A 20,940-nucleotide genomic window follows, 5' to 3' on the forward strand; every position below is an offset into this window, starting at 1 on the left:
AGAAATACAACTGTGCTGACATTCGGTCGCGGGGAGGGCCGGGAACCGTTCGCAGACACTTTCACTCCTCGCCAGCGATGGAGGGTATGAGCCGACGAGTCATCGTCGACACGGACACCGCGGGCGACGACACCCAGGCGCTCGTGTTCTCGCTCCTCTCCGAGCGCGTGACGGTCGACGCCGTGACGGTCGTCGCGGGCAACGTGGAGTTCGAGTACGAGGTCGAGAACGCGAAGTACACGCTCGACCTCCTCGACCGGACCGACGTTCCGATCTACGAGGGCGCACAGTCGCCGCTCCTCAAAGACTGGGAGCACGCCGACCAGGTCCACGGCGAGGGCGGCCTCGGCGGCGAACTCTTCCCCGACACGGGCATCGAGTCCGCGGAGGGACACGCCGCCGACGTCATCGTCGAGCGCGCCCGGGACGCACCCGGCGAGGTGTCGCTCCTCTGTATCGGCCCGCTCACGAACGTCGCGCTCGCGCTCGCGCGCGAACCCGAACTTCCCGCGCTTCTCGACGAGGTGGTCGTCATGGGCGGGGCGGTCGGAACGCTCGGCAACGACACGCCCGCTGCGGAGTACAACTTCTGGGTCGACCCCGACGCCGCCAAGCGGGTCGTTCGTGACCTCGACGTGACGCTCGTCGACTGGGGCCTCACCCTCAGGGACGGGTTCTTCGGCCCCGCGGACTTCGAACGCGTCTCGGCGCTCGACACGCCCACGAGCGAGTTCTTCGAGACCATCACCGAACACCACCGGGAGTTCTCGAAGGAGCGCAGCGGGGTCGACCGCGTCACCCTCCCCGACTCGCTGGCCGCGGCCCGCCTCGTCGCCCCCGAAATCGTCGAGGAGGAGTCGCGCTACTACGTCGACGTGGACGAGCGCGAGGGCATGACCCGGGGGTACAGCCTCGTCGACGTCAACGGGGTCTTGGACAAAGAACCGAACGCGACGGTCGTCGAGTCGGTCGACTCGACGCTGTTCGGGGAGATGGTCCACGCGACGCTCGCCGGCGACGCGCCCGAGTCGGCGCTCTAGTGCAGGGGACGCGGACGCCGTTCGACCCCCTCGCGTACCGGTCACTTCCGCTCTAGACAGACGTGTCTCTAGGCGTGGACAGCCTAGTCCGTTCGATCCCGAATTCGTCCCGAGAGCGTCTTCTTCCCGCGTCAGGGGTTCTATTTAATATGCGTTCTCGTCGTCTATCGTGTGATGAGTTCACAAACCACACCCACGGAGAAGTACGACGTCGAACTCGGTCCGCTTGGCGCAAGGCTCGAAGTCTCGGCGGACGAAAACGAGGCTAACGTCGCGGTGGTCGAGCACACGCTCGCCCCTCACTCTCTCGCCGCGCCGCTGCACCGCCACAGCCGCGAGGACGAGATTTCCCACGTGCTGGAGGGCGAGATGACCGTCCTCGCCGACGGTGAGACCTCGACGGTCTCCGCGGGGAGTACGCGGTGAAAGGTCGGGACAGTTGGCACACGTTCTGGAACGCCGGTGACGAACCGCTCCGGTTCGTCGAGATAATCGCTCCGGGGAACTTCGCGGGTCTGTTCGCGGAGGTCGCAGAGCTCTTCCCCTGGACCCGACCGACGAGGAGAAGATGGCGGGATACCAGGCGATCAACGACCGCTATGGGTTCGAAGTCGACTTCGACAGCGTCCCACGGCTCTGTGAGGAACACGGCCTCCGGATGTAGTGGCCCGTTCCGAGCAACCGTTACCGACTCCACTCTGAACACACCCGCTGCATCCAGCACGCAGTCTGTGTCGGCTTGGTCGTTCTCACGAGGCGAACGGGCTTTTCAGGCCTCGTCGAGAAGTCGGTCGATGACGCGCTCTTTCAGGCGGTCACGCACCCGGTGGCTCGCCTCGGCGTCGGTCACCACCTCGACGACCTGCGTCCCCTCGCTCCCCACGGACTCGACGTAGGCGTCGCGGAAGCCGTCCTCGTCGACCCGGGCAAAGGAGAGGTCGTAGACGTCCTCGGTGGCGGCGAAGTCCAGGCCGTGCGGCGTGAGGAACTGCTCGGTGAACGGGGGGTCGAAGTCGGCGATGGGAAGCATGTGGAAGATGCCGCCGCCGTCGTTGTTCACGACGACGATGGTCGCGTCGACGTCGCACCGCCCCAGCGCGAGCAGACCGTTCATGTCGTGGTAGTACGCGAGGTCACCGGTCACCAGGGTGAGCGGGTCCGTCGTCGCACTGCCCGCACCGAGCGCCGTCGAGACGACGCCGTCGATACCCGACGCGCCGCGGTTCCCGAGCGCGGTGAGCGACTTCGGGCGGGGGACGCCGAATCGGTCCAGGTCGCGGACGGGCATCGAGTTCGAGACGAACACGGTGGAAGGGTCCGGCGTCTCCGCGGCGACCGTCGCGAGCAGTCGGCCCTCGCAGAACGAGGGGGAGGAGTCGAACGCCTCGAAGTGCGCTTCGTCGGCGTCGAGCCACCGCTGCTTCCACTCTTCGCTTCCGGACCCGCGGCCGAGGGTTCGCGCGAGGCGCCACGCGAGCGTCGAGGGGTCGGCGACGACGAGGTCCGACGCCGCGAACTCCGCCTCGCGCCACCCCGCCGCGGGGTCGACGAGGAACTGCCGCGCCGACGTGCGGGCGAGGTACTTCCGGAGCGGCTTCGACGTGGGCGACGCCCCGATTCGAAAGACGACGTCGGGGTCGGGCCACGCGCCCGTCAGCGAGTCGTCGAGGAAGCCGTCGTAGCCGCCGATCACGGGCGTCGTCCGGACGTGTCCGCCGTACCGGAGTCCCGAGAGCGGGTCCGCCAGCACCGGAAAGTTCGTCGCGTGCGCGAGTGCGGCGACCGACTCGCCGTCGACGCCCGGGGCGTCCGCGGGGCCGGCGACGATGAGCCCCCGTTCGGTGTCGAGCGCGCTCGAAAGCGTCCGGAGTTCCGTCTCGTCTATCTCGCTGACGCCGGGCGAGGTGCGGACGAACGGCGTGTCGTCGTCGCGCCCCTCGCGCGCGAGCGCCGAGAGCGAGTCGGGCACGTCGCCCTCGACGGGTGTCGGCTCCAGCGGTTTGCGGAACGGGAAGTTGAGGTGGACCGGTCCCGCGGGCGCGCCCGTCGCCTTCGCCACGGCGCGAGCAGCAGTAGTCCGAAGCGACCGGAGCTTTCGGTCCGTCGACTCGGGTTCGGCGACGTCGCGGTACCACCTGGTCGACGAGCCGAACAGTTTCTCCTGGTCGACCGTCTGGTTCGCGCCCGAGTCTCTGATCTCCGGCGGGCGGTCCGCGGTCAGGAGCAAGAGCGGGACGCGAGCCTGCGACGCCTCGATGACGGCGGGGTGGAAGTTGGCCGCCGCGGTGCCCGAGGTACAGACGAGCGGCGTCACCTCACCGGTTCGACGGGCGCGGCCGAGCGCGAAGAACGCCGAGGAGCGCTCGTCGAGGTGTGAGAAGACGTGGACGTCCTCGTGACGGTCGAACGCGACCGTGAGGGGGGTCGAGCGACTCCCCGGCGTGATGCAGACGGCGGAGACGCCGCCCCGTGCGAGTTCGTCGACGAACGCCTCGGCCCAGAGCGTGTTCCGGTTCGGCGCGGTCATCGTCGTCCCTTGGGAGAGCGAATCAATACACCTGTGGGTTCGCGGCGACCCCGACGCCCCTAGTGTTCATAATACACATATTTCGTCTACTAGCTAACACTTTTGCATCGATGCGCGTATTGATAACACGAACCATGGAGAGAACGGGCGAGGACGTGGACGTTCTGGACGCGGTAGCGCGACTCGACGACGCGTCGATGACGCTCCGGACGCGGACGCCGGTGTGTGGCGCGCGGACGACGGTCATCGACCGACTGGGCTCGCTCCGAGCCACCGGTGCAATCGCCGAGTTCGAGGTGCAGACCTGGCCCGGCGAGGTAGTGCTCTCGGACGCTGCGGCGCCCGACGGGGCCATTCGAACCTTCGAGCGCCTCGAAGGGTGGGCCGACGAGCGGGGCGCGAGCGTCCGCCCGGCGTTCGACGTCCGGACCGTCTCGTCGCTCGTCGGGAACCGCCGCGAGATACTCACGCTCCCGATGATGTGTCTCACGGTCTCGTCGGGGGACGAACTCGTCGGCGTGTTCCCCCACCAGGAGGGAGGGAACACGGTGACCATCGGCGACTGTCTCGACGCGTTCGAGCGCCGAGCCGACGGCGACCGGGAGACCGACGCTCCGACCGGCGTCGAACCGGTCAGCCCGTAGCCCGGTCGTCCGTTCTTCGATACGCCGGTCGTCCGCTCTCCCATACGCCCGTCGTCACTGTGTTCCGGTCGTCGCCGTCCTCGGGGACGGCGACCGGCACCGACTGACGGCGGGCCGTCTCACTCGTCCGCTTCGAGTTCGTCGAGGATGGGTCGGTACTTCAACTGCACCTCGTCCCACTCGCGGTCGGGGTCGGAGTCGGCGACGATTCCCACGCCGGCGAACAGCGTCACCTTCGACTGTGAGGCGACGGCCGACCGGAGCGCGACGGCGAACGAGCCGTAGCCGGCGGCGTCGATCCAGCCGACGGGTGCGGCGTACCACCCCCGGTCGAACGGCTCCGTCTCTCGAATCGTCGCCAGCGCGTCCTCGGGCGGGAGCCCGCCCACCGCGGGCGTCGGGTGGAGCGCCTCGACCAGGTCGAGGACGTGGTAATCCCGGTCGAGTTCGGCGGTGATCGGCGTCCAGAGGTGCTGGACCGTCGCCAGCCTGCGGACGCCCCGCTCGCCCATCGCGACCGACGCGGCGAAGGGGGCGAGCTGGTCACGGATGGTTTCGGCGACCAGGTCGTGTTCGTGGACGTTCTTGTCCGACCCCATCAGCTCGCGGGCGAGCCACTCGTCCTCCGTGGGCGTCTCGCCGCGACCGGTCGTCCCCGCGAGCGCGCCCGTCTCGACGGTGCGGCCGCGGACGGAGACCAGTCGCTCGGGCGTCGCCCCGAAGAAGGTCGCCTCCCCCGCCGCGGGCTCGACGAGAAAGCGGTGACAGTCGGGGTACTTCTCGCCCAGTCGGACGAGCGTGTCGGAGAGGGACAGCGGCGCGTCGAGGTCGACTTCGAGCGCCTGCGCGAGGACGACTTTCCGGAGGTCGCCCGCGCGGATGCGTGAGACGGCGGCCTCGACCCCCTCGCGCCAGTCGTCGAGCGCGGTCGTCCGGGTTCGCTCGCGGATGCCCGGCCGCGGGCCCATCGGGTCGTCGGCCAACCCCCGCAGTCGCTCGCGCTCGTCGTCGAGTCGGGTCTCGACGGCTTCGGGGGTGGCGTCCGGACCGACGGCGTTGACCGTGAGCCACGTCCCGTTGTCGGCGTACGTCACCTGAACGCGAGGGAAGACGAACCGGGCGTCGGGGAACGCCTCCCAGGGGCTGCGTTCGGCGCCCTCGTCGTGAAAGGCGAAGCCGCCGAACAGGCGGGGGCGGGCGGCCTCGGTACCGGCGTGGACGTCGCCGGTCTCGAACAGCGCCTCGGCCGCCTCCCGGACGCGAGTGAACCGCTCGGGCCCGTTCGCCGTGACGGTCGCCGCGGCACCGCTTCCGACGACGGTCGCGTCGTCCGGAGCGCTCCAGACCGTCCGCGGACGCGTCGCCGTCTCGAGGACGGCCCGGAACGGCGGCTCTCGGATTCGAACCGTCCGGCTGACGAGGTGTTCGACCTCGCCAGTCCCTAGCTGTTCCATTGCCCCCCTCTCAGGACCACGTGCTCTTGTACCTGACTATCGGACCCCCTGTCCACACCTCAGGCGTACCGCTCTTCCTCCCAGGGATTCGCCGTGTTCGAGTAGCCGCGTTTCTCCCAGTACCCCCTCTCAGGGGCGGTCAGGAACTCCACGCCGGAGACCCACTTCGCTCCCTTGTACGCGTACTTGTGCGGCGTGACGACCCGGAGCGGCCCGCCGTGTTCTGGGGGCAACGGCTCGCCGTCGTACTCGACCACGAACAGCACGCCCTCCCGGAGGCAGTCGTCGAGAGGGAGGTTGGTCGTGTAGTCGTCCATCGCGTGGAACATGACGTGGACGGCGTCGTCGTCCACACCCGCCTCCTCGGCGAGCGTCGAGAAGGGAACGCCGGTGAACTCGCAGTCGAACTTGCTCCAGCCGGTGACGCAGTGGAAGTCCTGTACCTGTGTCTCCGTCGGGAGGGCCGTGAACTCCTCCCACGAGAGGTCGAGCGGGTCGTCGACGGCGCCCCACACCTCGAAGCGCCACGACTCGCGGTCCCAAGAGGGCGTGCCCGACTTCGAGAGCACGGGGAATCGGCTCGTCTCGCGCTGGCCCGGCGGGAGGCGGTCGTCGCCGTACTCGCGGTAGAGTTCGGTGAGGTCGTTCATATCCTCCCCTCGGTCGTGAGCTACCTATTCGTACCGACTCGTCCCGTGTGAGGGGACCGACGGGGCGGCCGCCGCCGCCGTCGTCCGCCACCCCCCGCCAGAGTTAAATAAGGTCCCTTCAAACCCCCGCACAGTCAGATGCCGAACGTAGAGATAACCGTCCCCGAACACCTGGAGATGCAGATCGCCCAGATGGTCGAGCAGGGCGAGTTCGTCAACCGCGAGGAGGCTATCGAGGAGTTGCTCTCGACGGGGCTTCGCGCGTACAAGACGAGCGGCCCGATGGAGGACGACCAGGAGTTCCAGGACGACGGGATGATGGGTCACGAAGACGAGTACGTGTTCTGAGCGGCGAGTGCCGGCGGCGCGGTGGCCTGGCCGGAGCAGTAGCACCAGTACCAGATGAGCGCGGCGCCGACGCGGCGAGCCACGGCTACGGCCGTGTCAAACGGTTCCCAACAATCCTTAAACGGGACTCGCCCGTATCACGGGGTATGCACAAGGACGAACTGCTCGAACTCCACGAGCAACTCGTGATCATCAAGGACCACTTCAAGACGCGCGAGGAGGTGCCCGACGGCCTCTTCGACGAGTACGAGAACCTCGGCGTCGAGCCCTCTCACGTCCACAAGTCGAAGTCGGAGCACAAACACGCCGTCTTCGTCCTCGGGAGCGCGCTCGCCGCCTCGATGTCCGACGACGAGTTCTCCAGCGCCGGCCGCGTCGGCAAGCGGATGGAGGAGCTCGCCGAGGACGCGGAATCGAAGCTCTGAACGTGTCTGACCCGGTTGCTCCCGTGAGTCCTCACACATAGCCGTGCAGTTCGCACCGCCCACCGTTCCCCCGTGGCTCCCCTCGAACAGTTCGTCGTCGTCGTCGCCGTCGTCGTCTCGCTCGCCGCGGTCTGGTACGTCGAACGGCCCGACGGGCGGTGGGGGACGCTCCTGAGACGGCGGTTCGTCGCCGGGGTTCCCTGGGGGACGCTCGTCGTCGTGAGCGTCGTCCTCGGCTTCTACCTGTTCGTCCAGGCCGGCCTCGACTACTGGTACTCCCCCATCGTCATCCCGTTCCGGGCGTGGTCGTACTTCTATCCGCTCGGCATACTCGCGTCCGGCTTCGCCCACGGCGGGCCGAACCACCTCCTCGGGAACCTGGTCGGCACCATCGTCTTCGCTCCCATCGCCGAGTACGTGTGGGGGCACTTCCCGACCAGGCGTGGTTCCGCCTCGTTCTCGTCGTGGCGGACCAACCCGTACGTCCGGGCCTTCGTGCTGTTTCCCGGCGTCGTGTTCGCCGTGACGGTTCTCACATCCGTCTTCGCCATCGGTCCCGTCATCGGCTTCTCGGGCGTCGTGTTCGCCTTCGCCGGCTTCGCGCTCGTCCGCTACCCGCTGGTGACAATCGTCGCGCTCGTCGCCGGTCGGGTGCTCGGCCTGCTCCGGGCCACCCTCCAGAGCCCCACGCTGGAGGCGAAGGCCCAGCCGACGTTCTCGACCCCCTGGTGGGCCGAAATCGCCATCCAGGGTCACGCTATCGGCCTGCTCGTCGGCGTCCTGCTCGGGGTGTGGCTCCTCCGACGGCGCGGCGACGAGCGTCCGCCGGCCGCCCGAACCTGGGCCGGCGTCCTCCTCTTCGCGGTGTCGCAGTCGCTCTGGGCCGTCTACTGGTTCCGCGGGGGCGAGACGTACGTCCTGTTCCGCGCGCTGGGCGTCGTCCTCGTCTTCGCGCTCGCGACGCTCGTCGCCCTCACCGTCACGGGGTCGGACCGGCCGCTGTTCCGGCGGGCGGTGAGCGACGGCGGCGACCCGAGCATCCTCTCGCTCCCCCGCTGGCAGTGGGGCGTCGTCGTCATGGTGCTCGTGGCCTCGGCGCTCGCCGGTCCCGCCGTCCCGGTGAACCTCTTCACCACCTCCGACGACCCGCTTCCCGGTGACCCGGTCGAGATCCGCGACTACCAGGTGACCTACGCCGAGGACGTCACCGACGGGATGGTCGCCGCCGTGAACGTCAGTGCGTTCGGCGAGACCACCGCCGTGAACACCTCGGGCGTCATCGTCCGCAGCCCCGAGCGCGGCATCTGGACGACTGCGGTGAGCAAGGGACGGCTCGCGTTCGAGGGGCGGACGGCCGTCCGCGTCGGCGGCGTCGGCTGGCGCGAGACGGTCGTCGTCGAGCGTCGTGGGTGGACCGTCTCCGGTGGCAACGTCACGTACCTGGTCAACCTGACGTACGACGGGGAGACGCGGACTGCCTACCGCGCGCCGCCCGCGGAGGCTTCGCCGGTGATCGGCGGCCGGAACGTCTCGGTCGCCGTCGAGGGGAGCGAGTTCCTCGTCGGCGTCTCCCGGGGGAACGAGACGGCCCGCGCGCCCATCCCCCCGGTGAACGAGTCGGTGACGCTCGACGGCGTCCAGTTCCGGCGGACGGAGAAGGGACTCCTGGCCGTCTACGAGGGTACCAGGGTCCAGGTGGCGAGGCCCGAGACCTACCGCGGACAGCAGGCGCAGCGGGACTAGGACTCTCGCCCCGCGTTCCAGACGATTCGGTACACCTCGGTCTGGAGTTCCTTTCGTTCTTCCTCGTGGAACGCGAACTGCCGTTCGAGGTCGAACGTCGCCTCGAACGCGTGGGTTACCTCGCCCCCGTTGTCGGCGGCGAACGCCTCGACGAACTCCTGGCTCCCGGCGTTGTGGATGGAGTACGACACGTCGGCGACGCCGGCGGCCGTCGCCAGAAAGGCTCGGTCGGCGTGTTCGTGCCCGCGCTGTGCGCCGAACGGCGGGTTCATCACGACCGTCGTCCGTTCCGTCGTGGTGATGGGCGAGCGCGTCGCGTCCGCCTGAACCCAGTGGACCGGCGTGGTCGTCCCCACCCGGATCCGGTTCTGCCGCGCCGTCGACAGCGCGGCACGGTCGACGTCGACGCCGACGACGCGCGCCGCGCCGCGGAGGGCCGCCCCGAGCGCGAGCATTCCCGTCCCCGTGCCGAGGTCGAGGACCGTCCGCCCCTCGATGTCGCCGTTGAGGTCCGCGACGTGGACGACGTGCGCCGCGAGTTCCGGCGGCGTCGGGTACTGTTCGAGGCTCACCCGCGGGTTCTCGAACCCCGCGACGACGGCGAGCTGGGTTTCGAGTGCGGCTTTCGTCGCCACGGCTAGAGCGCCCTCCGATTTGGCGGTCGACGGGCGTCCCGAGCGGCCTGTTCGTGACCGGTGCGTCTACCTGTCGGGTGCGGGGGCCGCGTCATAGGTGCAATATCTTCGAGTTATGGTAAAAATCTCTCGTATGTGCCGAGGTAATCTCGGTTCCGGGACGGTCGTGTCCCGGCGACGCCGGACCGCTCAACGGTGAGACACGTCCCGCACCGAGCCTCGACCGGGGGTCGGGGGTCCCCACCCCACCTTCCCGCTCGTCCCCGCACGCCGACCGATAACGCGTCCGGCACGGCCGAACGAACTCCGCTCGGAGCGTCACTTCCGACAGCGACGCCGCCGCCGACACGCCCGCGCAGGGTCTCGAATTCTGGAAACCTTCTGGAACTATATCAGGAATCTGTTACAAAGGTTTAAATTTACCCCTCACCACAAACCTTATAATGGAACGTCCGAGTCGGCAGCGTCAGCGCGAGCAGGCATCGGAAAAGGAGTCAGACGGGGAAGTCGTCTGCCCTGAGTGTGACTCGGAGAACATCATCACGGACGCCGACCAGGGCGAGTTGGTCTGTGATGACTGTGGGCTCGTTCTGGACGAGAGGCAGATCGACCGCGGGCCCGAGTGGCGGGCGTTCAATCACTCCGAACGCCAGTCGAAGTCACGCGTCGGTGCACCCATCACCGAGACGATGCACGACCGGGGACTGACCACCACCATCGACTGGAAGGACAAGGACGCGTACGGTCGGTCGCTCTCCTCCGAGAAGCGCTCGCAGATGCACCGTCTTCGAAAGTGGCAGGAACGGATTCGGACGAAGGACGCCGGCGAGCGCAACCTCCAGTTCGCGCTGAGCGAGATCGACCGGATGGCCTCCGCGTTGGGCGTTCCGCGCTCGGTACGCGAGGTCGCTTCGGTGATCTATCGACGCGCGCTCAACGAGGACCTCATTCGCGGGCGAAGTATCGAAGGCGTCGCCACCAGCGCGCTGTACGCGGCGTGCCGACAGGAGGGCATTCCACGCTCCCTCGACGAGGTCGCCGAGGTGTCGCGGGTCCCCCAGAAGGAGATCGGTCGGACCTATCGGTACATCTCGCAGGAACTCGGCCTCGAACTCAAGCCGGTCGACCCCAAGCAGTTCGTCCCGCGCTTCGCGAGCGCGCTGAACCTGTCGGAAGAAGTGCAGGCGAAAGCCACCGAGATCATCGACGTTTCCGCGGAACAGGGCCTGCTCTCGGGGAAATCCCCCACCGGATTCGCGGCGGCGGCCATCTACGCCGCCTCGCTGCTCTGCAACGAGAAGAAGACCCAGCGGGAGGTCGCCGACGTCGCGCAGGTGACGGAGGTCACGATTCGGAACCGGTATCAAGAACAGATCGAAGCGATGGGCTTCCGCTGAACGTCGGTCGTCCCCACCTGCTCACGACCGCCTGACGAACACCACGACTTCTCGGTTCCACAGCGCGAGTCGGTAGCCGCTCGCTTCGTATCCCGTGAGTTCGGAGCCGAGTCGCTCTCTCTCCTCGGGCACCGTCACGACGACCGCCGGTGGCTCCGCGGGGAGCGGCGCACCCGACGGGAGACTCGTCGACGACGCGCCCTCGCGCGCGACGTACCACGGGAGCGGGAGGCGCGTCCCCCACGACTCGGGAACGGGCGGGCCGTCGGCCTCGTTCCAGTCGCGGGTGTGAACGCGGTCACCGTAGTACAGCACCGTCTTTCCTCCCGACAGGTTCGCCGCGAACGGGTCGAGGCCGTCGGCTGGCTGGGCGTATCCCGCGAGGGCGCTCTCGGGCGTCGGCGACCCGTACACGTCGTCGGCGAAGACGGCACCGACGCCGGCGACGCCCGCGCTGGCGACGAGGAGCGCGCTGGCGACGACGGCGGCGTCCTCTCGCGCGACGGCAGCCTGCACGACGTCGACGCCGCGGGCGAGGCCGACGGCGGCGGGAACCGCCAGCGGCACGACGACGTGGACGGCCGTCCAAGGCGCGTCGACTTCGGCGACGGCCGGAAACAGGAGCAATCCAGCCCCGGCCCACACGGCGAAGAGCGCGACGGCCGGGCGGTCCGACCCCGCGTAGCGCTCGTGGAAGAACCCGACGAGCCCACAGAGGAGCGTTACCGGTGCCGCCGCGAGGAGTGTCCGTCCGAGGGAGACGACGAACGGGAGCAGCGCGTGGCCCACGCCGTCGGCGGAACGGGAGGCGACACGGACGGCGAAGAACCGACCGGGCGCTTCGACGAAGACGAACCCCAGTACCCCGGGGAGCGAGAGGGGGTTCCAGAGGCTCACGCTCCCCCCGCGCGGGGCGAAGAGGAAGACCACTGCGGCGACGCCGACGAGGAACAGGCGGGCGAGGAGCGTCGACCGGGCACGAAGTCGCGCCGGAGTCGAGACGAGCGCGTCGAACGAGAGTCGGCGGGCGTCGAGGACGACGCTCCCCGCGGCGACGACGCAGGCGACGGTGGCGACGACGAATCCCGAGGCGGCGAGGGCGGCCGCCGCTGCGAGGACGGCGACGTACGCGAACCGTCGTCTCGCCGGTCCGTTCGTATCGACCACGCGGACGACGGAGACGCAGGCGACGAACGCCGCGGCCGCCAGCAGCAGGTCGCCGCGAAGGACGCGCCCGTAGTAGACGAGCGGCGGCGAGAGCGCGAGGAACGCCGCGAGCAGCGCGGTTTCGCGGTCCGAGAGGCGCGTCCGCAGGCCGAGCGCCGAGAGGGGGAGGAGGCCGCCGACGAGCGCGACGGGGAGGCGCGCGCTCAGGTCGCTCGGGGAGAAGAGCGCGAGCGAGGCGCGGGCGAGGTGGTACGGGAGCGGCCCGCCGGCGACCGGGCGGTACTCGAACGCGCCCGTCCGGGCGAAACGGAGGGCCCAGACGCCGACGCGGGCCTCGTCCCAGTGGAACGGCCGCTCGCCGAGCGCGACGAGTCGGAGGGCGAGACCGACAAGCGAACACGCGACGACGGCGGCGACGAGGCGGGAGTCGGCGCGCGACATGGCTCTCGGTGCCGACGCGGGTGGCAGAAACGTTTCGATTCCGGCCGCGTCGCGGTCGTTCCCACCTGCCGGGAGCGGGCACCACAGATAAGTCCGGACGGGTTGATACGTCGCGTATGTACGACGCCATCCTCGTTCCGACCGACGGCAGCGATGCGGGCGACCGGGCAGTCGAACACGCCATCGAACTCGCGACGGCGTTCGACGCGACCGTCCACGCGCTGTACGTCATCGACGCCGCGCTGTACTCCTCGCTCGAGGCTGGCGTCGACGCGGTCATCACGGCGCTGGAGTCGGAGGGCCAGGCGGCGGTCGACGACGTCGCCGACCGGTGCGCGGGCGCGGGAATCGACGTACAGACGGCAGTCGTCGTCGGGACCGTCCACCGCAGCATCCGCAGCTACGTCGACGAGAACGACATCGACCTCGTGGTGATGGGCACCCACGGGAGACAGGGCATCGAGCGCTTCCTCCTCGGCAGCGTGACGGAGCGGACCGTCCGCACCTCGCAGGTCCCCGTGCTCACGGTTCGCGCGGCCGACGACGAAAGAGAGGACGCGGACGATGGTGAAGAGGAGGCCGACGCGAGTGTATAAAGAGTTTTGCGCCGGTCACGCGAAGCCGGCGGTATGACCGAGTACACCGTCGAGTTCGTCGGGACCGGTGAGACCATCACCGTCTCCGACAAACAGACCATCCTCCGCGCCTGCATCGACGCCGGCATCGCACAGGAGTACTCCTGCCGGGTCGGCATGTGTCTCGCCTGTTCGGCCGAGGTTCTCGAGGGCGAGGTGACACAGCCCGCGGCGCACGCGCTCACCGACGAGGAGCGCGAGTCGTACGCGCTCACCTGCATGGCCCGTCCCCAGTCGGATCTCAAACTCGACCGCGGCTCGTACCCGCCGAGCATCGAAATCGACGGGACGGCGGCCGACACTGACGCCGTCGCCGACGACTGAGCCTCGACGGGGCTTCCCGCCGGACGTTTCCTCGCGCGGGAGCTATCGCACCGACGTTCAGTCCGCGTCGACCGTCGCCGCACAGTTGTTGGGACCCAGTTCCAGTTCGAACGACTCCTCGTCGCCCACCGCGTCGAGGCCGAGGTTGACGGCGATTATCTCCTCGTAGTTGGCGGGACGCGGCGGCATCTCGTCGAGGACGTACTCGACGAACGTCTCGCGGTCGAGAGAGAGCGCTCCCAATCGCTCGCGGAGGTCGCCCATCCGCGCCGCGTACGCGCCGGAGTCGTCCGGTCGCGCGGTCGAGAAGTGCGCGGGAGCGACGAGCGTGCCGTCGTCGACCGACGAGAGGGTGTCGAAGAGTCGCCGTGCCGCCTCGGGCGCGCCCTCGTCGCCGTGTTCGAGGTCCGGGCGGGCGACGCTCTCCAGGAAGACGGTGTCCCCGCCCATCAGCATCTCGTCGAGCCGGAGGCCGAGTTGTTCGGTCGTGTGGCCGGGGAGCGCGACGGCGTCGAGGGTCGCCTCGCCCACGGAGAGGGTGTCGCCGGCGCGCAGGAGCGACGCGTCGAAGTCGAGACCGCGCTCCGTCGCGCCCGCCGGGAGCAGCACCTCGGCTCCGACCCGGTCGCGGAGGGTACGAACGCCGCTGACGTGGTCGGCGTGGACGTGCGTGTCGACGGCGGCGACCAGTTCGGCGCCGAGTTCGCGGGCGTCCTCGACGTAGCGGTCGGCGAACGCCCGGAGCGGGTCGACGACGAGCGCCTCCTCCCCCGAGACCACCAGATAGGCCAGACAACCGGAGGAGGGGCGCTGGTACTGTCGGACCGTCACGCCGTCGACGGGTTCGAGGTCGACGGCGTGGTAGACGCGGGCCCACCCGCGCATCCCCTCCGCGAGGTTCGCGGCCTCGACCCCCGCCGCGACGAGTTGTTCGGCGACGAACGCGCTGGCCTCGCCGCGGCCGCAGATGACGAGCACCGGTTCGTCGAGCGCGTCGCGGACCTCCTCGGCGAGTTCGGCGACCGAGTCGTTCACGCTCGCCTCGACGAACCGATAGTACGGAACGTGAAACGTGGTGATCGTCTCGCCCGACAGCGGCCACTCGTCGGCCTCGGCGCGGTTCCGCACGTCGAGGACGGAGACGGCGTCGCCCGCGCGGAGGCGGGCGGCCAGTTCGGCGGGTGAGACCGCCTCGACGTCGGCGTCGTCCGACGCCTGTGGGTACTCGCTCATACCTCCGAGTAGGTGGGCGAGCGACAAAAGAGGGCGGACGGGAAGGTGTGGGACGAGGAGACGGCGGGACGAGGACGGAGTCGGCCTTCGGGCCGAAAACGTTGAACCGGGTAGCCGCCCATACACCGGTATGGACGGCGACACGTTCCGCGAGTCGGTGGCAGAATCGAAGCGGACGGAACTCGACCGACTCGGCTCTTCGAAGTTGCTCATCGCGCTGACGGGCGCACGGATCGAGCGGTCCCGCGTCCTCGAAGTCGCCGCGCACTCCGAACACGCCGCGCGGGAGACGTTCCGAGCCTGGGCGGCCGACGAGTCCAACCCGGCCGCACGGGAGGCGTTCGAGGCCGTCGCCGAGCAGGAGGACACCCACCTCGACCGCGTGCTCGCCGCCCTCGACGAGGCGGTCGACCTCGCCGACGGCGGTCCGATGCACGCGTATCTCCGCGGCCGCGAGGACACCGTCGAGCGGGTCGCGAGCGGGATGGTCGGCCGGCCGCTGGTCAGCGTCCGCGCGCACAACCAGATCATCGGCTTCTTCGTCAACGAGGCCGAGGAGGCGGGCGCCGACCTCTTCCGCGACCTGAAAGCCGAGACCACCGCGGTGATCGACGACGGGGTCGCTCTCCTCGACGAACTGTGCGAGGACGAAGACGACTGGGAGCGCGCCGAGATGGTCGCCGAGTACGTGATACAGGTGGCGTACGACGACTACGCCGACTCCCTGACGGAGATGGGGCTGGGCGTCAAGGACATCTGCTGAGCCGTTGTCCGGTCGAACCACGAGCCTCTGCCCGATTCTCAAACGTAAAGTCTGGGGAGACATAATTAAATACGACTCTCGCTTTCGCCGAACATAATGGAACTCTTCGGCGTTTCGGTGCTGTTCTTGGGGTACGTCCTCGCGTACGCGACGGCGACGCTCGTCTGCGGGGCGGCGCTGGTGCGGGCGCGGCAGGTCGAAGACGCCGAGACGCGTCGCGGACTCGTCGCGCTCTTCGTCGGCAGCGGCGGTTGGGCCGCCTGGGAACTGGGCTTCCTCGTCGCGCCGACGCCCGGTCTCAAGTACGCCAGCTACCTCGCCAGTCTCGTCGTCGGCCTCACTACCGTCGGCGCGTGGCTCTACTTCTGCTCCGCGTACACCGGACGGTCGTTCCACACGAACCCGACCTACCGACGTGTCGCCGTCGCCGTCTACCTCGCTATCGTCGCGGTGAAGGTGACGAACCCGATTCACGGTCTGTACTTCACGACGGCGTTCGTGACCCGGCCGTTCCCGCACCTGACGGTCATGCACGGGACGTTCCACTGGGTCATCACGGGGCTCTCGTACGCGCTCGTCTCCGTCGGCTTCTTCATGCTCTACGAACTGTTCCTCGAAGCCGACTACGACACGCGGTCGCTGGGCGTCGTCGCGGGGCTCACGGGCCTCCCGGTGCTGTTCGATATTCTGGGATTCACGACCCCGGCCCTCCTCGACATGAACTACGAACCGCTCGGCGTGGCCGTCTTCGCCGTCGGCGTGCTCTACGTCTTCGAAGAGCAGTTCCTGGCCGTCCAGCTTACCGACGGCGTCGACGACCCGGTCGTCTACCTCGACAGCGAGGGCCGAATCCGCCAGTTCAACGAGCGGGCACGCGCACTGTTCCCCGCCCTCTCGGGGTCGGTCGGCACGGCGCTCTCGACGACCCTCCCGGACGTCGCCGGGCGGCTCGACTCGGAGGAGAACGTGCTCGACGTGACGCACGGGGGCGAGCAACGACACTACCTCGTGAGCGACACCTCGTTCACGCTGGGACAGACCGACATCGGCCGCATCGTCGTGTTCACCGACGTGACCCGGACGGAGCGCCAGCGGCGCGAACTCGACCGGCAGAACGAACAGCTAGAGGGGTTCGCCGCGGCCATCAGACACGAACTGCTCAACACGCTCCAGATCGTCAGCGGGCGCGTGACCATCGCCGGCGAGGCGCTCCAAGACGGCGACGTGCGGACCGCCCGCGAGTCGCTCCGGACGGCCTCGAAGACGGCCGACCGCATGTCGGGCATCGTCGACGACCTCGCGAGACTCGCCAGACAGGGACAGACGCTCGACAGCACGGACTGCGTCGACGTGAGTACCGTCGCACAGGGGGCGTGGGACGGGGTCGAGACCGACGGCCTCTCGCTGACGCTCCGTACCGAGGGGAGCATCGACGCCGACGCCGGTCGGACCCACGGCCTCTTCGAGAGCGCGTTCGCGTTCGCTCGGCACAACGGCGCGACCGTCGTCGACGTCACCCTCCGCGAGGACGGCTTCACTATCACCGACGACGGCAAGCCCATCGGGGACGCGGACCCCGAGGACTTCTTCGCCTACGGCGTCTCCGTCCCGGACGCCGCCTCCGGGATGTTGCTCCCGAACCTCCGGACGCTCGCGCGCACCCACGGCTGGGAGGCGACCATCGACACCGCCTACACCGAGGGCATCCGCATCGTCGTCTCGGGCGTCGACGTCCGACTGTCGGCGGACGGATCGGACGCCGAACGACAGGTCGCCTGACTCTCTCTCTCTCTTTCTCTTTCGTCCTGCCCGCTCACCCGTTCCCGAACCGATTTCTCCACGCGCCGCCTCGACTACCCATGGGACACGTCGAAGCGCTCTTCACCGCACCGGCGGACGGCGAGCCGATGCAGTCACACGAGGCCGTCGACGTCGTCGACGGCGGAATCGACGGTGACCGCTACCTCCTCGGGACCGGTCACTACGCCCCGTTCGACGTCTGTGAGGTGACGTTCGTCTCGGGGGAGGCGCTCGACGAGATTCGAGAGACGCTCGACATCGACCTCACCGACGGCCGACACCGGCGGAACGTCGTCACGCGCGGCGTCGACGTCCACGACCTCCTCGAAACGACGTTCCGCGTCGGCAACGCGGTCTTTCGCGGCACTCGTCCGCGGCCGCCGTGTGCGCACGTCGAACGCGTCGCCGGCGAAGCGGGGGTCGCTCGCGCGCTGAAGGAGGGTCGCGGCGGCGTCTGCGCGGACGTCGTCGAACCGGGGACGGTCCGGGTGGGCGACGACATCACCGTCGTGGAGGCGTCGCCGCGTGACGTCGGCCGCGACATCGCCGCACGGCTTCGTGGCGGCCGGTCGGGGGAACGAGAGCGGGAGTGAACACCGCGCTGTGACTCGCCGGACGCAATCGCGCTATACGGTTATTCCGGCCGAGACCGAATCACGACCATGTCACCTGTTCCCACCCGACGGAGGTTCCTCGCGGCGTCGGGTATCGGAGTCGCAGGGATAGCCGGTCTCACGGGGTGTCTCGGCAGCGGGTCGTCCGACGGTTCCGCCGGCGGTTCGTCGACCGATGCGGCCGGGAACACCACCGAGACGGAGACGGACACCGAGACAGGTACCGAGACACGGACGAAGGCGGCCGCCGAAACGTACTCCGAGGACACGAGCGTGTTGTCGACGCGCGAGACTCCCCTCCCGGTCGAGTGGCCCTACTCACAGCTTCGCGACCGGACGCGGAGCGGCGGGCCGCCGAAGGACGGTATTCCATCGGTAGACGAGCCCTCCTTCTGGTCGGTCGCCGAAGCCGACGAGTTCCTCGCGCCGGGCGATGTCGTCTTCGGCGTCGCCGGCGAAGAAGAGGTGAAGGCGTACCCCCAGCGGATTCTCGTCTGGCACGAGATCACGAACGACAGTATCGACGGCGAACCGGTGTCGGTCACGTACTGTCCGTTGACCGGGACCGCGATGGGATTCTTCCGCGGGGAGACCACCTTCGGCGTCTCGGGAAAGCTCGTCAACTCGAACCTCGTGATGTACGACCGCGAGACCGACTCGCGGTGGCCTCAAGTCCTCGGAACGGCGATGTCGGGCCCCTTCGAGGGACAGTCGCTCACCGAGTTCCCCGTCACGTGGACCTCGTGGGGAGAGTGGAAGGAGACACACCCCGACACCGTCGTGCTCTCGGAGGAGACGGGCTACGTCCGCAACTACGAGCGCGACCCCTACGGCCAGTACAACCCGCCGCGGGGTACTACAGCAACGCGAACACGCTCTTCGCGCCGCTCTCGCGCGACTCGCGCTACACGGAGAAGGAGGTGTTCGTCGGGGCGCGTCCTCCCGAAGGCGCTATCGCGTTCCGCAAGGAGTCGCTCCGGCGGGACGGTCTTCTCACCCAGGAGGTCGGCGGGGCGACGTTCCACGCGGCGTACGATCCGACACTCGACACGGCGCACGTCTACCGCGGCGACGGCAGCGACCTCTCGTACCGGGAGGGTCAGGTGACCGTCGACGGTGAGGCCGTCGCGCCCGACGCCGTCCCGCTCGACCGGGTGCTCGACCTCGACGCGATGTGGTTCGCGTGGGCCGGGTTCTACCCCGGGACGGTGGTGGTCGCCTGATGCGGGGTCGCGTCGAGCGCGGGCGCGACGCCGTCTCGAACACCCTCGCCGCCGTTCGGGCCACGGTGGTCCGCCGCGACGCCCGCGCCGTCCTCGTCGGCGTCTCGTTCCTCTATCTCGGCCTGTACCTCTACGCCCTCGGCCACCTCCGATTCACTGGCGACGGATTCGACTACGTCGCCGTTTCAGACCCCCTGTCGCGGATGTTTCGGTCGACGGGGACGCTGTCGTTCGAGCCCGTCGCGGGCCTCGTCGTCGGTCCGGTCGAACTGCTCGTCGCGCCGGTCAACGTCGCCATCGGTGGCGCCCTCGCGCTCCTCGTCGGCGTCAACCTCGCCGTCTCGTACCTGGCGTGGCGTCACCCCGTCGCCTGCGGCGTCGGCGGCGGTGCGAAAGGCTCGGGCCTCCTCGCCGGCCTGCCCGCGCTCCTCTCGGGGTCGGCCTGCTGTGGTCCGGTCGTCCTCGTCGCACTCGGGGTTCAGGCGTCGGGCGTCCTCCTCGCCTCGTTCGACCTGTTGATTCCGGCGGCCGCGCTCCTCCTCGTCGGGAGCCTCGTCTACGTCGGCCGCTCGGTCGACCCGGGGGTCGTGCAGTCGCCGGCCTGAGCCGTCGACCCACTGGTTTGAAGCCCTCTCCTCGAACATTCCCTCCAACGCATGACGGCAGGGGAGGCACGGCAGGCGTTCGAGGCGGCGTACGACCGGGAACCGACGGCGGTGGCGAGTGCGCCGGGGAGGGTGAACCTCGTCGGGGGCCATACCGACTACAACGGGGGGCTCGTCCTCCCGATGGCCATCGACCGCCGAACCGCTGTGGCCGCCGCGCCGCGCGACGATGACCGATTCAGGCTGCGGTCGACCGACGTCGAGGGCAGGGTCGTCGTCGACGGCCTCCCCGACGAACCGCTCGGGAGCGAAGACGAGGCGTGGGCGAACTACCCGCTCGGCGTCCTCGTCGAACTCGCCAGGGAGGGCCTCTTCGAGTCGCGGGGACTCGACCTCCTCGTCGCGGGAGACGTTCCGCGCGGGGCCGGCCTCTCCTCGTCGGCGGCGCTCGAAGTGGCGACGGCGGCCGCGGCGTACGCCGTCGACTCCCCCACGCACGAGCTACCGAGACGCGCCCTGGCCGAGGCGGCCTGGCGCGCCGAGACGGGCTTCGTCGGCCTCGACTGCGGGATTATGGACCAGTACGCGAGCGCCTGCTGTCGGACTGGCGAGGTACTCTTCCTCGACTGCCGCTCCCGCGAGACGCGTGGGGTCCGGTTCGGCGACAGGGAGTACAGGGTCGTCGTCGTCGACACGCGCGTCGAACACGAACTCGCCTCGTCGGCGTACAACGACCGGGTGCGCGAGTGCGCCGAGGCGGTCGAGCAGTTCGACGCCCTGCTCGGAGGCGTCGAGTCGCTCCGGGACGTCGACCGGGACGCGCTCGTCGCACACGCCGCCTCCCTCCCGGGCGTCCTCCGCCGACGGACGCGCCACGTCGTCACCGAGAACGAGCGCGTGCGTGCGGCCGTCGACGCCCTCGAAGCCGAGGACGTGGGTGCCGTCGGCGACTGCATGTTCGAGTCGCACGCGAGTCTCCGCGACGACTACGAGGTGTCCTGTGTGGAACTCGATACGGTCGTGGAACTCGCGTGGGAAACTGCGGGCGTCGTCGGCGCGCGGATGACCGGCGGCGGCTTCGGGGGAAGCGTCGTCGCCCTGGTCCGGAGCGATGCGGTCGAGGACTTCCGCGCTCACGTCGATACGGAGTACACAGAACGCGCGGGCGTCGACGTCGAACCCCGGACGTTCGTCTGTTCGCCGGCGGAGGGCGTTCGACTGGAGTGAGGACGCCCCTCTCGTCGACCCTCGTGTCGGATGTACGACAAGCTG

21 protein-coding genes and 1 pseudogene are annotated in these 20,940 nt (G+C 69.2%); 16 read left to right on the top strand and 6 right to left on the bottom strand.

The genetic code is table 11. The annotated features are described in order from the left end of the window. Nucleotides 1–86 precede the first annotated feature (86 nt). Together C2R22_RS08985 and C2R22_RS25860 are read left to right on the top strand one after the other, a co-directional pair. Nucleotides 87–1,040, top strand: coding sequence for a nucleoside hydrolase (locus C2R22_RS08985; protein ID WP_103427624.1), 954 nt, complete (start codon nt 87–89; stop codon nt 1,038–1,040). A gap of 174 nt (nt 1,041–1,214) precedes the next feature. Beyond that, nucleotides 1,215–1,466, top strand: coding sequence for a cupin domain-containing protein (locus C2R22_RS25860; protein ID WP_216824816.1), 252 nt, complete (start codon nt 1,215–1,217; stop codon nt 1,464–1,466). A gap of 343 nt (nt 1,467–1,809) precedes the next feature. Here C2R22_RS25860 and menD read toward each other — a convergent pair whose 3' ends face one another. Continuing rightward, nucleotides 1,810–3,567 (bottom strand): 2-succinyl-5-enolpyruvyl-6-hydroxy-3-cyclohexene-1-carboxylic-acid synthase, encoded by a 1,758-nt coding sequence (gene menD / locus C2R22_RS08995; protein ID WP_103425454.1) that lies wholly within the window; start codon nt 3,565–3,567, stop codon nt 1,810–1,812. A 134-nt stretch (nt 3,568–3,701) separates the two neighbouring features. On the opposite strand from menD, the gene C2R22_RS09000 reads away from it, so the two are divergent. Next, nucleotides 3,702–4,211 carry an HTH domain-containing protein gene (locus C2R22_RS09000; RefSeq protein ID WP_103425455.1) on the top strand — a complete coding sequence of 170 codons (510 nt, stop codon included), beginning with the start codon at nt 3,702–3,704 and terminating at the stop codon, nt 4,209–4,211. Between the two features lie 119 nt (nt 4,212–4,330). Here C2R22_RS09000 and C2R22_RS09005 read toward each other — a convergent pair whose 3' ends face one another. Together C2R22_RS09005 and C2R22_RS09010 are read right to left on the bottom strand one after the other, a co-directional pair. After that, nucleotides 4,331–5,665, bottom strand: a complete 1,335-nt coding sequence (locus C2R22_RS09005; protein ID WP_103425456.1) for an isochorismate synthase — start codon at nt 5,663–5,665, stop codon at nt 4,331–4,333. A 59-nt stretch (nt 5,666–5,724) separates the two neighbouring features. Beyond that, nucleotides 5,725–6,315: a sulfite oxidase-like oxidoreductase gene (locus C2R22_RS09010; RefSeq protein ID WP_103425457.1), complete on the bottom strand. Its 591-nt coding sequence runs from the start codon at nt 6,313–6,315 to the stop codon at nt 5,725–5,727. 138 nt (nt 6,316–6,453) lie between these two features. Here C2R22_RS09010 and C2R22_RS09015 point away from each other — a divergent pair, with 138 nt between their 5' ends. From C2R22_RS09015 to C2R22_RS09025, 3 genes are all read left to right on the top strand, one after another. Further along, nucleotides 6,454–6,663 (top strand): ribbon-helix-helix domain-containing protein, encoded by a 210-nt coding sequence (locus tag C2R22_RS09015; RefSeq protein WP_103425458.1) that lies wholly within the window; start codon nt 6,454–6,456, stop codon nt 6,661–6,663. Between the two features lie 146 nt (nt 6,664–6,809). Continuing rightward, nucleotides 6,810–7,088, top strand: coding sequence for a UPF0058 family protein (locus C2R22_RS09020; protein ID WP_103425459.1), 279 nt, complete (start codon nt 6,810–6,812; stop codon nt 7,086–7,088). A 72-nt stretch (nt 7,089–7,160) separates the two neighbouring features. Further along, a complete protein-coding gene (locus C2R22_RS09025; RefSeq protein ID WP_103425460.1) occupies nt 7,161–8,831 on the top strand; it encodes a rhomboid family intramembrane serine protease in 1,671 nt (556 codons plus the stop codon). On the opposite strand, the gene C2R22_RS09030 is transcribed toward C2R22_RS09025, so the two are convergent. Further along, nucleotides 8,828–9,466, bottom strand: coding sequence for an METTL5 family protein (locus C2R22_RS09030; RefSeq protein ID WP_103425461.1), 639 nt, complete (start codon nt 9,464–9,466; stop codon nt 8,828–8,830). The two genes, C2R22_RS09025 and C2R22_RS09030, sit on opposite strands and share 4 nt — an antisense overlap. 443 nt (nt 9,467–9,909) lie before the next feature. On the opposite strand from C2R22_RS09030, the gene C2R22_RS09035 reads away from it, so the two are divergent. After that, nucleotides 9,910–10,863 (top strand): transcription initiation factor IIB, encoded by a 954-nt coding sequence (locus C2R22_RS09035; RefSeq protein WP_103425462.1) that lies wholly within the window; start codon nt 9,910–9,912, stop codon nt 10,861–10,863. 21 nt (nt 10,864–10,884) lie between these two features. Here the strand turns inward: C2R22_RS09035 and C2R22_RS09040 are convergent, their stop codons facing one another. Beyond that, nucleotides 10,885–12,471, bottom strand: a complete 1,587-nt coding sequence (locus tag C2R22_RS09040; protein WP_103425463.1) for a flippase activity-associated protein Agl23 — start codon at nt 12,469–12,471, stop codon at nt 10,885–10,887. 116 nt (nt 12,472–12,587) lie between these two features. Here C2R22_RS09040 and C2R22_RS09045 point away from each other — a divergent pair, with 116 nt between their 5' ends. Then, nucleotides 12,588–13,067 carry a universal stress protein gene (locus tag C2R22_RS09045; RefSeq protein ID WP_103425464.1) on the top strand — a complete coding sequence of 160 codons (480 nt, stop codon included), beginning with the start codon at nt 12,588–12,590 and terminating at the stop codon, nt 13,065–13,067. A gap of 33 nt (nt 13,068–13,100) precedes the next feature. Continuing rightward, nucleotides 13,101–13,430, top strand: coding sequence for a 2Fe-2S iron-sulfur cluster-binding protein (locus tag C2R22_RS09050; RefSeq protein ID WP_103425465.1), 330 nt, complete (start codon nt 13,101–13,103; stop codon nt 13,428–13,430). Nucleotides 13,431–13,487: 57 nt separating this feature from the next. On the opposite strand, the gene C2R22_RS09055 is transcribed toward C2R22_RS09050, so the two are convergent. Continuing rightward, a complete protein-coding gene (locus C2R22_RS09055) occupies nt 13,488–14,663 on the bottom strand; it encodes an MBL fold metallo-hydrolase (protein ID WP_103425466.1) in 1,176 nt (391 codons plus the stop codon). Nucleotides 14,664–14,793: 130 nt separating this feature from the next. On the opposite strand from C2R22_RS09055, the gene C2R22_RS09060 reads away from it, so the two are divergent. From C2R22_RS09060 to galK, 7 genes and pseudogenes are all read left to right on the top strand, one after another. Continuing rightward, nucleotides 14,794–15,426, top strand: coding sequence for a rubrerythrin family protein (locus C2R22_RS09060; protein WP_103425467.1), 633 nt, complete (start codon nt 14,794–14,796; stop codon nt 15,424–15,426). A gap of 96 nt (nt 15,427–15,522) precedes the next feature. Beyond that, nucleotides 15,523–17,205, top strand: a complete 1,683-nt coding sequence (locus C2R22_RS09065) for a histidine kinase N-terminal 7TM domain-containing protein (RefSeq protein ID WP_103425468.1) — start codon at nt 15,523–15,525, stop codon at nt 17,203–17,205. An 80-nt stretch (nt 17,206–17,285) separates the two neighbouring features. After that, on the top strand, nt 17,286–17,819 hold the full coding sequence (locus tag C2R22_RS09070; protein ID WP_103425469.1) for an MOSC domain-containing protein: 534 nt from the start codon (nt 17,286–17,288) through the stop codon (nt 17,817–17,819). Between the two features lie 69 nt (nt 17,820–17,888). Further along, nucleotides 17,889–18,599, top strand: a pseudogene (locus C2R22_RS27415) (DUF3179 domain-containing (seleno)protein); the annotation flags it as partial. After that, nucleotides 18,593–19,063, top strand: a complete 471-nt coding sequence (locus C2R22_RS27420; RefSeq protein ID WP_394342388.1) for a DUF3179 domain-containing (seleno)protein — start codon at nt 18,593–18,595, stop codon at nt 19,061–19,063. The pseudogene C2R22_RS27415 and the gene C2R22_RS27420, both read left to right, overlap by 7 nt. Further along, complete coding sequence (locus tag C2R22_RS09080) at nt 19,063–19,668, top strand: hypothetical protein (protein WP_103425470.1); 606 nt, start codon at nt 19,063–19,065, stop codon at nt 19,666–19,668. The genes C2R22_RS27420 and C2R22_RS09080 overlap by 1 nt, the downstream gene beginning before the upstream one ends. Before the next feature lie 51 nt (nt 19,669–19,719). Then, the gene (gene galK, locus C2R22_RS09085) at nt 19,720–20,895 is read left to right on the top strand and encodes a galactokinase (RefSeq protein WP_103425471.1); all 1,176 of its coding nucleotides are present in this window, start codon (nt 19,720–19,722) and stop codon (nt 20,893–20,895) included. Nucleotides 20,896–20,940 lie beyond the last annotated feature (45 nt).

The sequence above is a fragment of the Salinigranum rubrum genome (assembly GCF_002906575.1).
Classification (GTDB): Archaea; Halobacteriota; Halobacteria; order Halobacteriales; family Haloferacaceae; genus Salinigranum; species Salinigranum rubrum.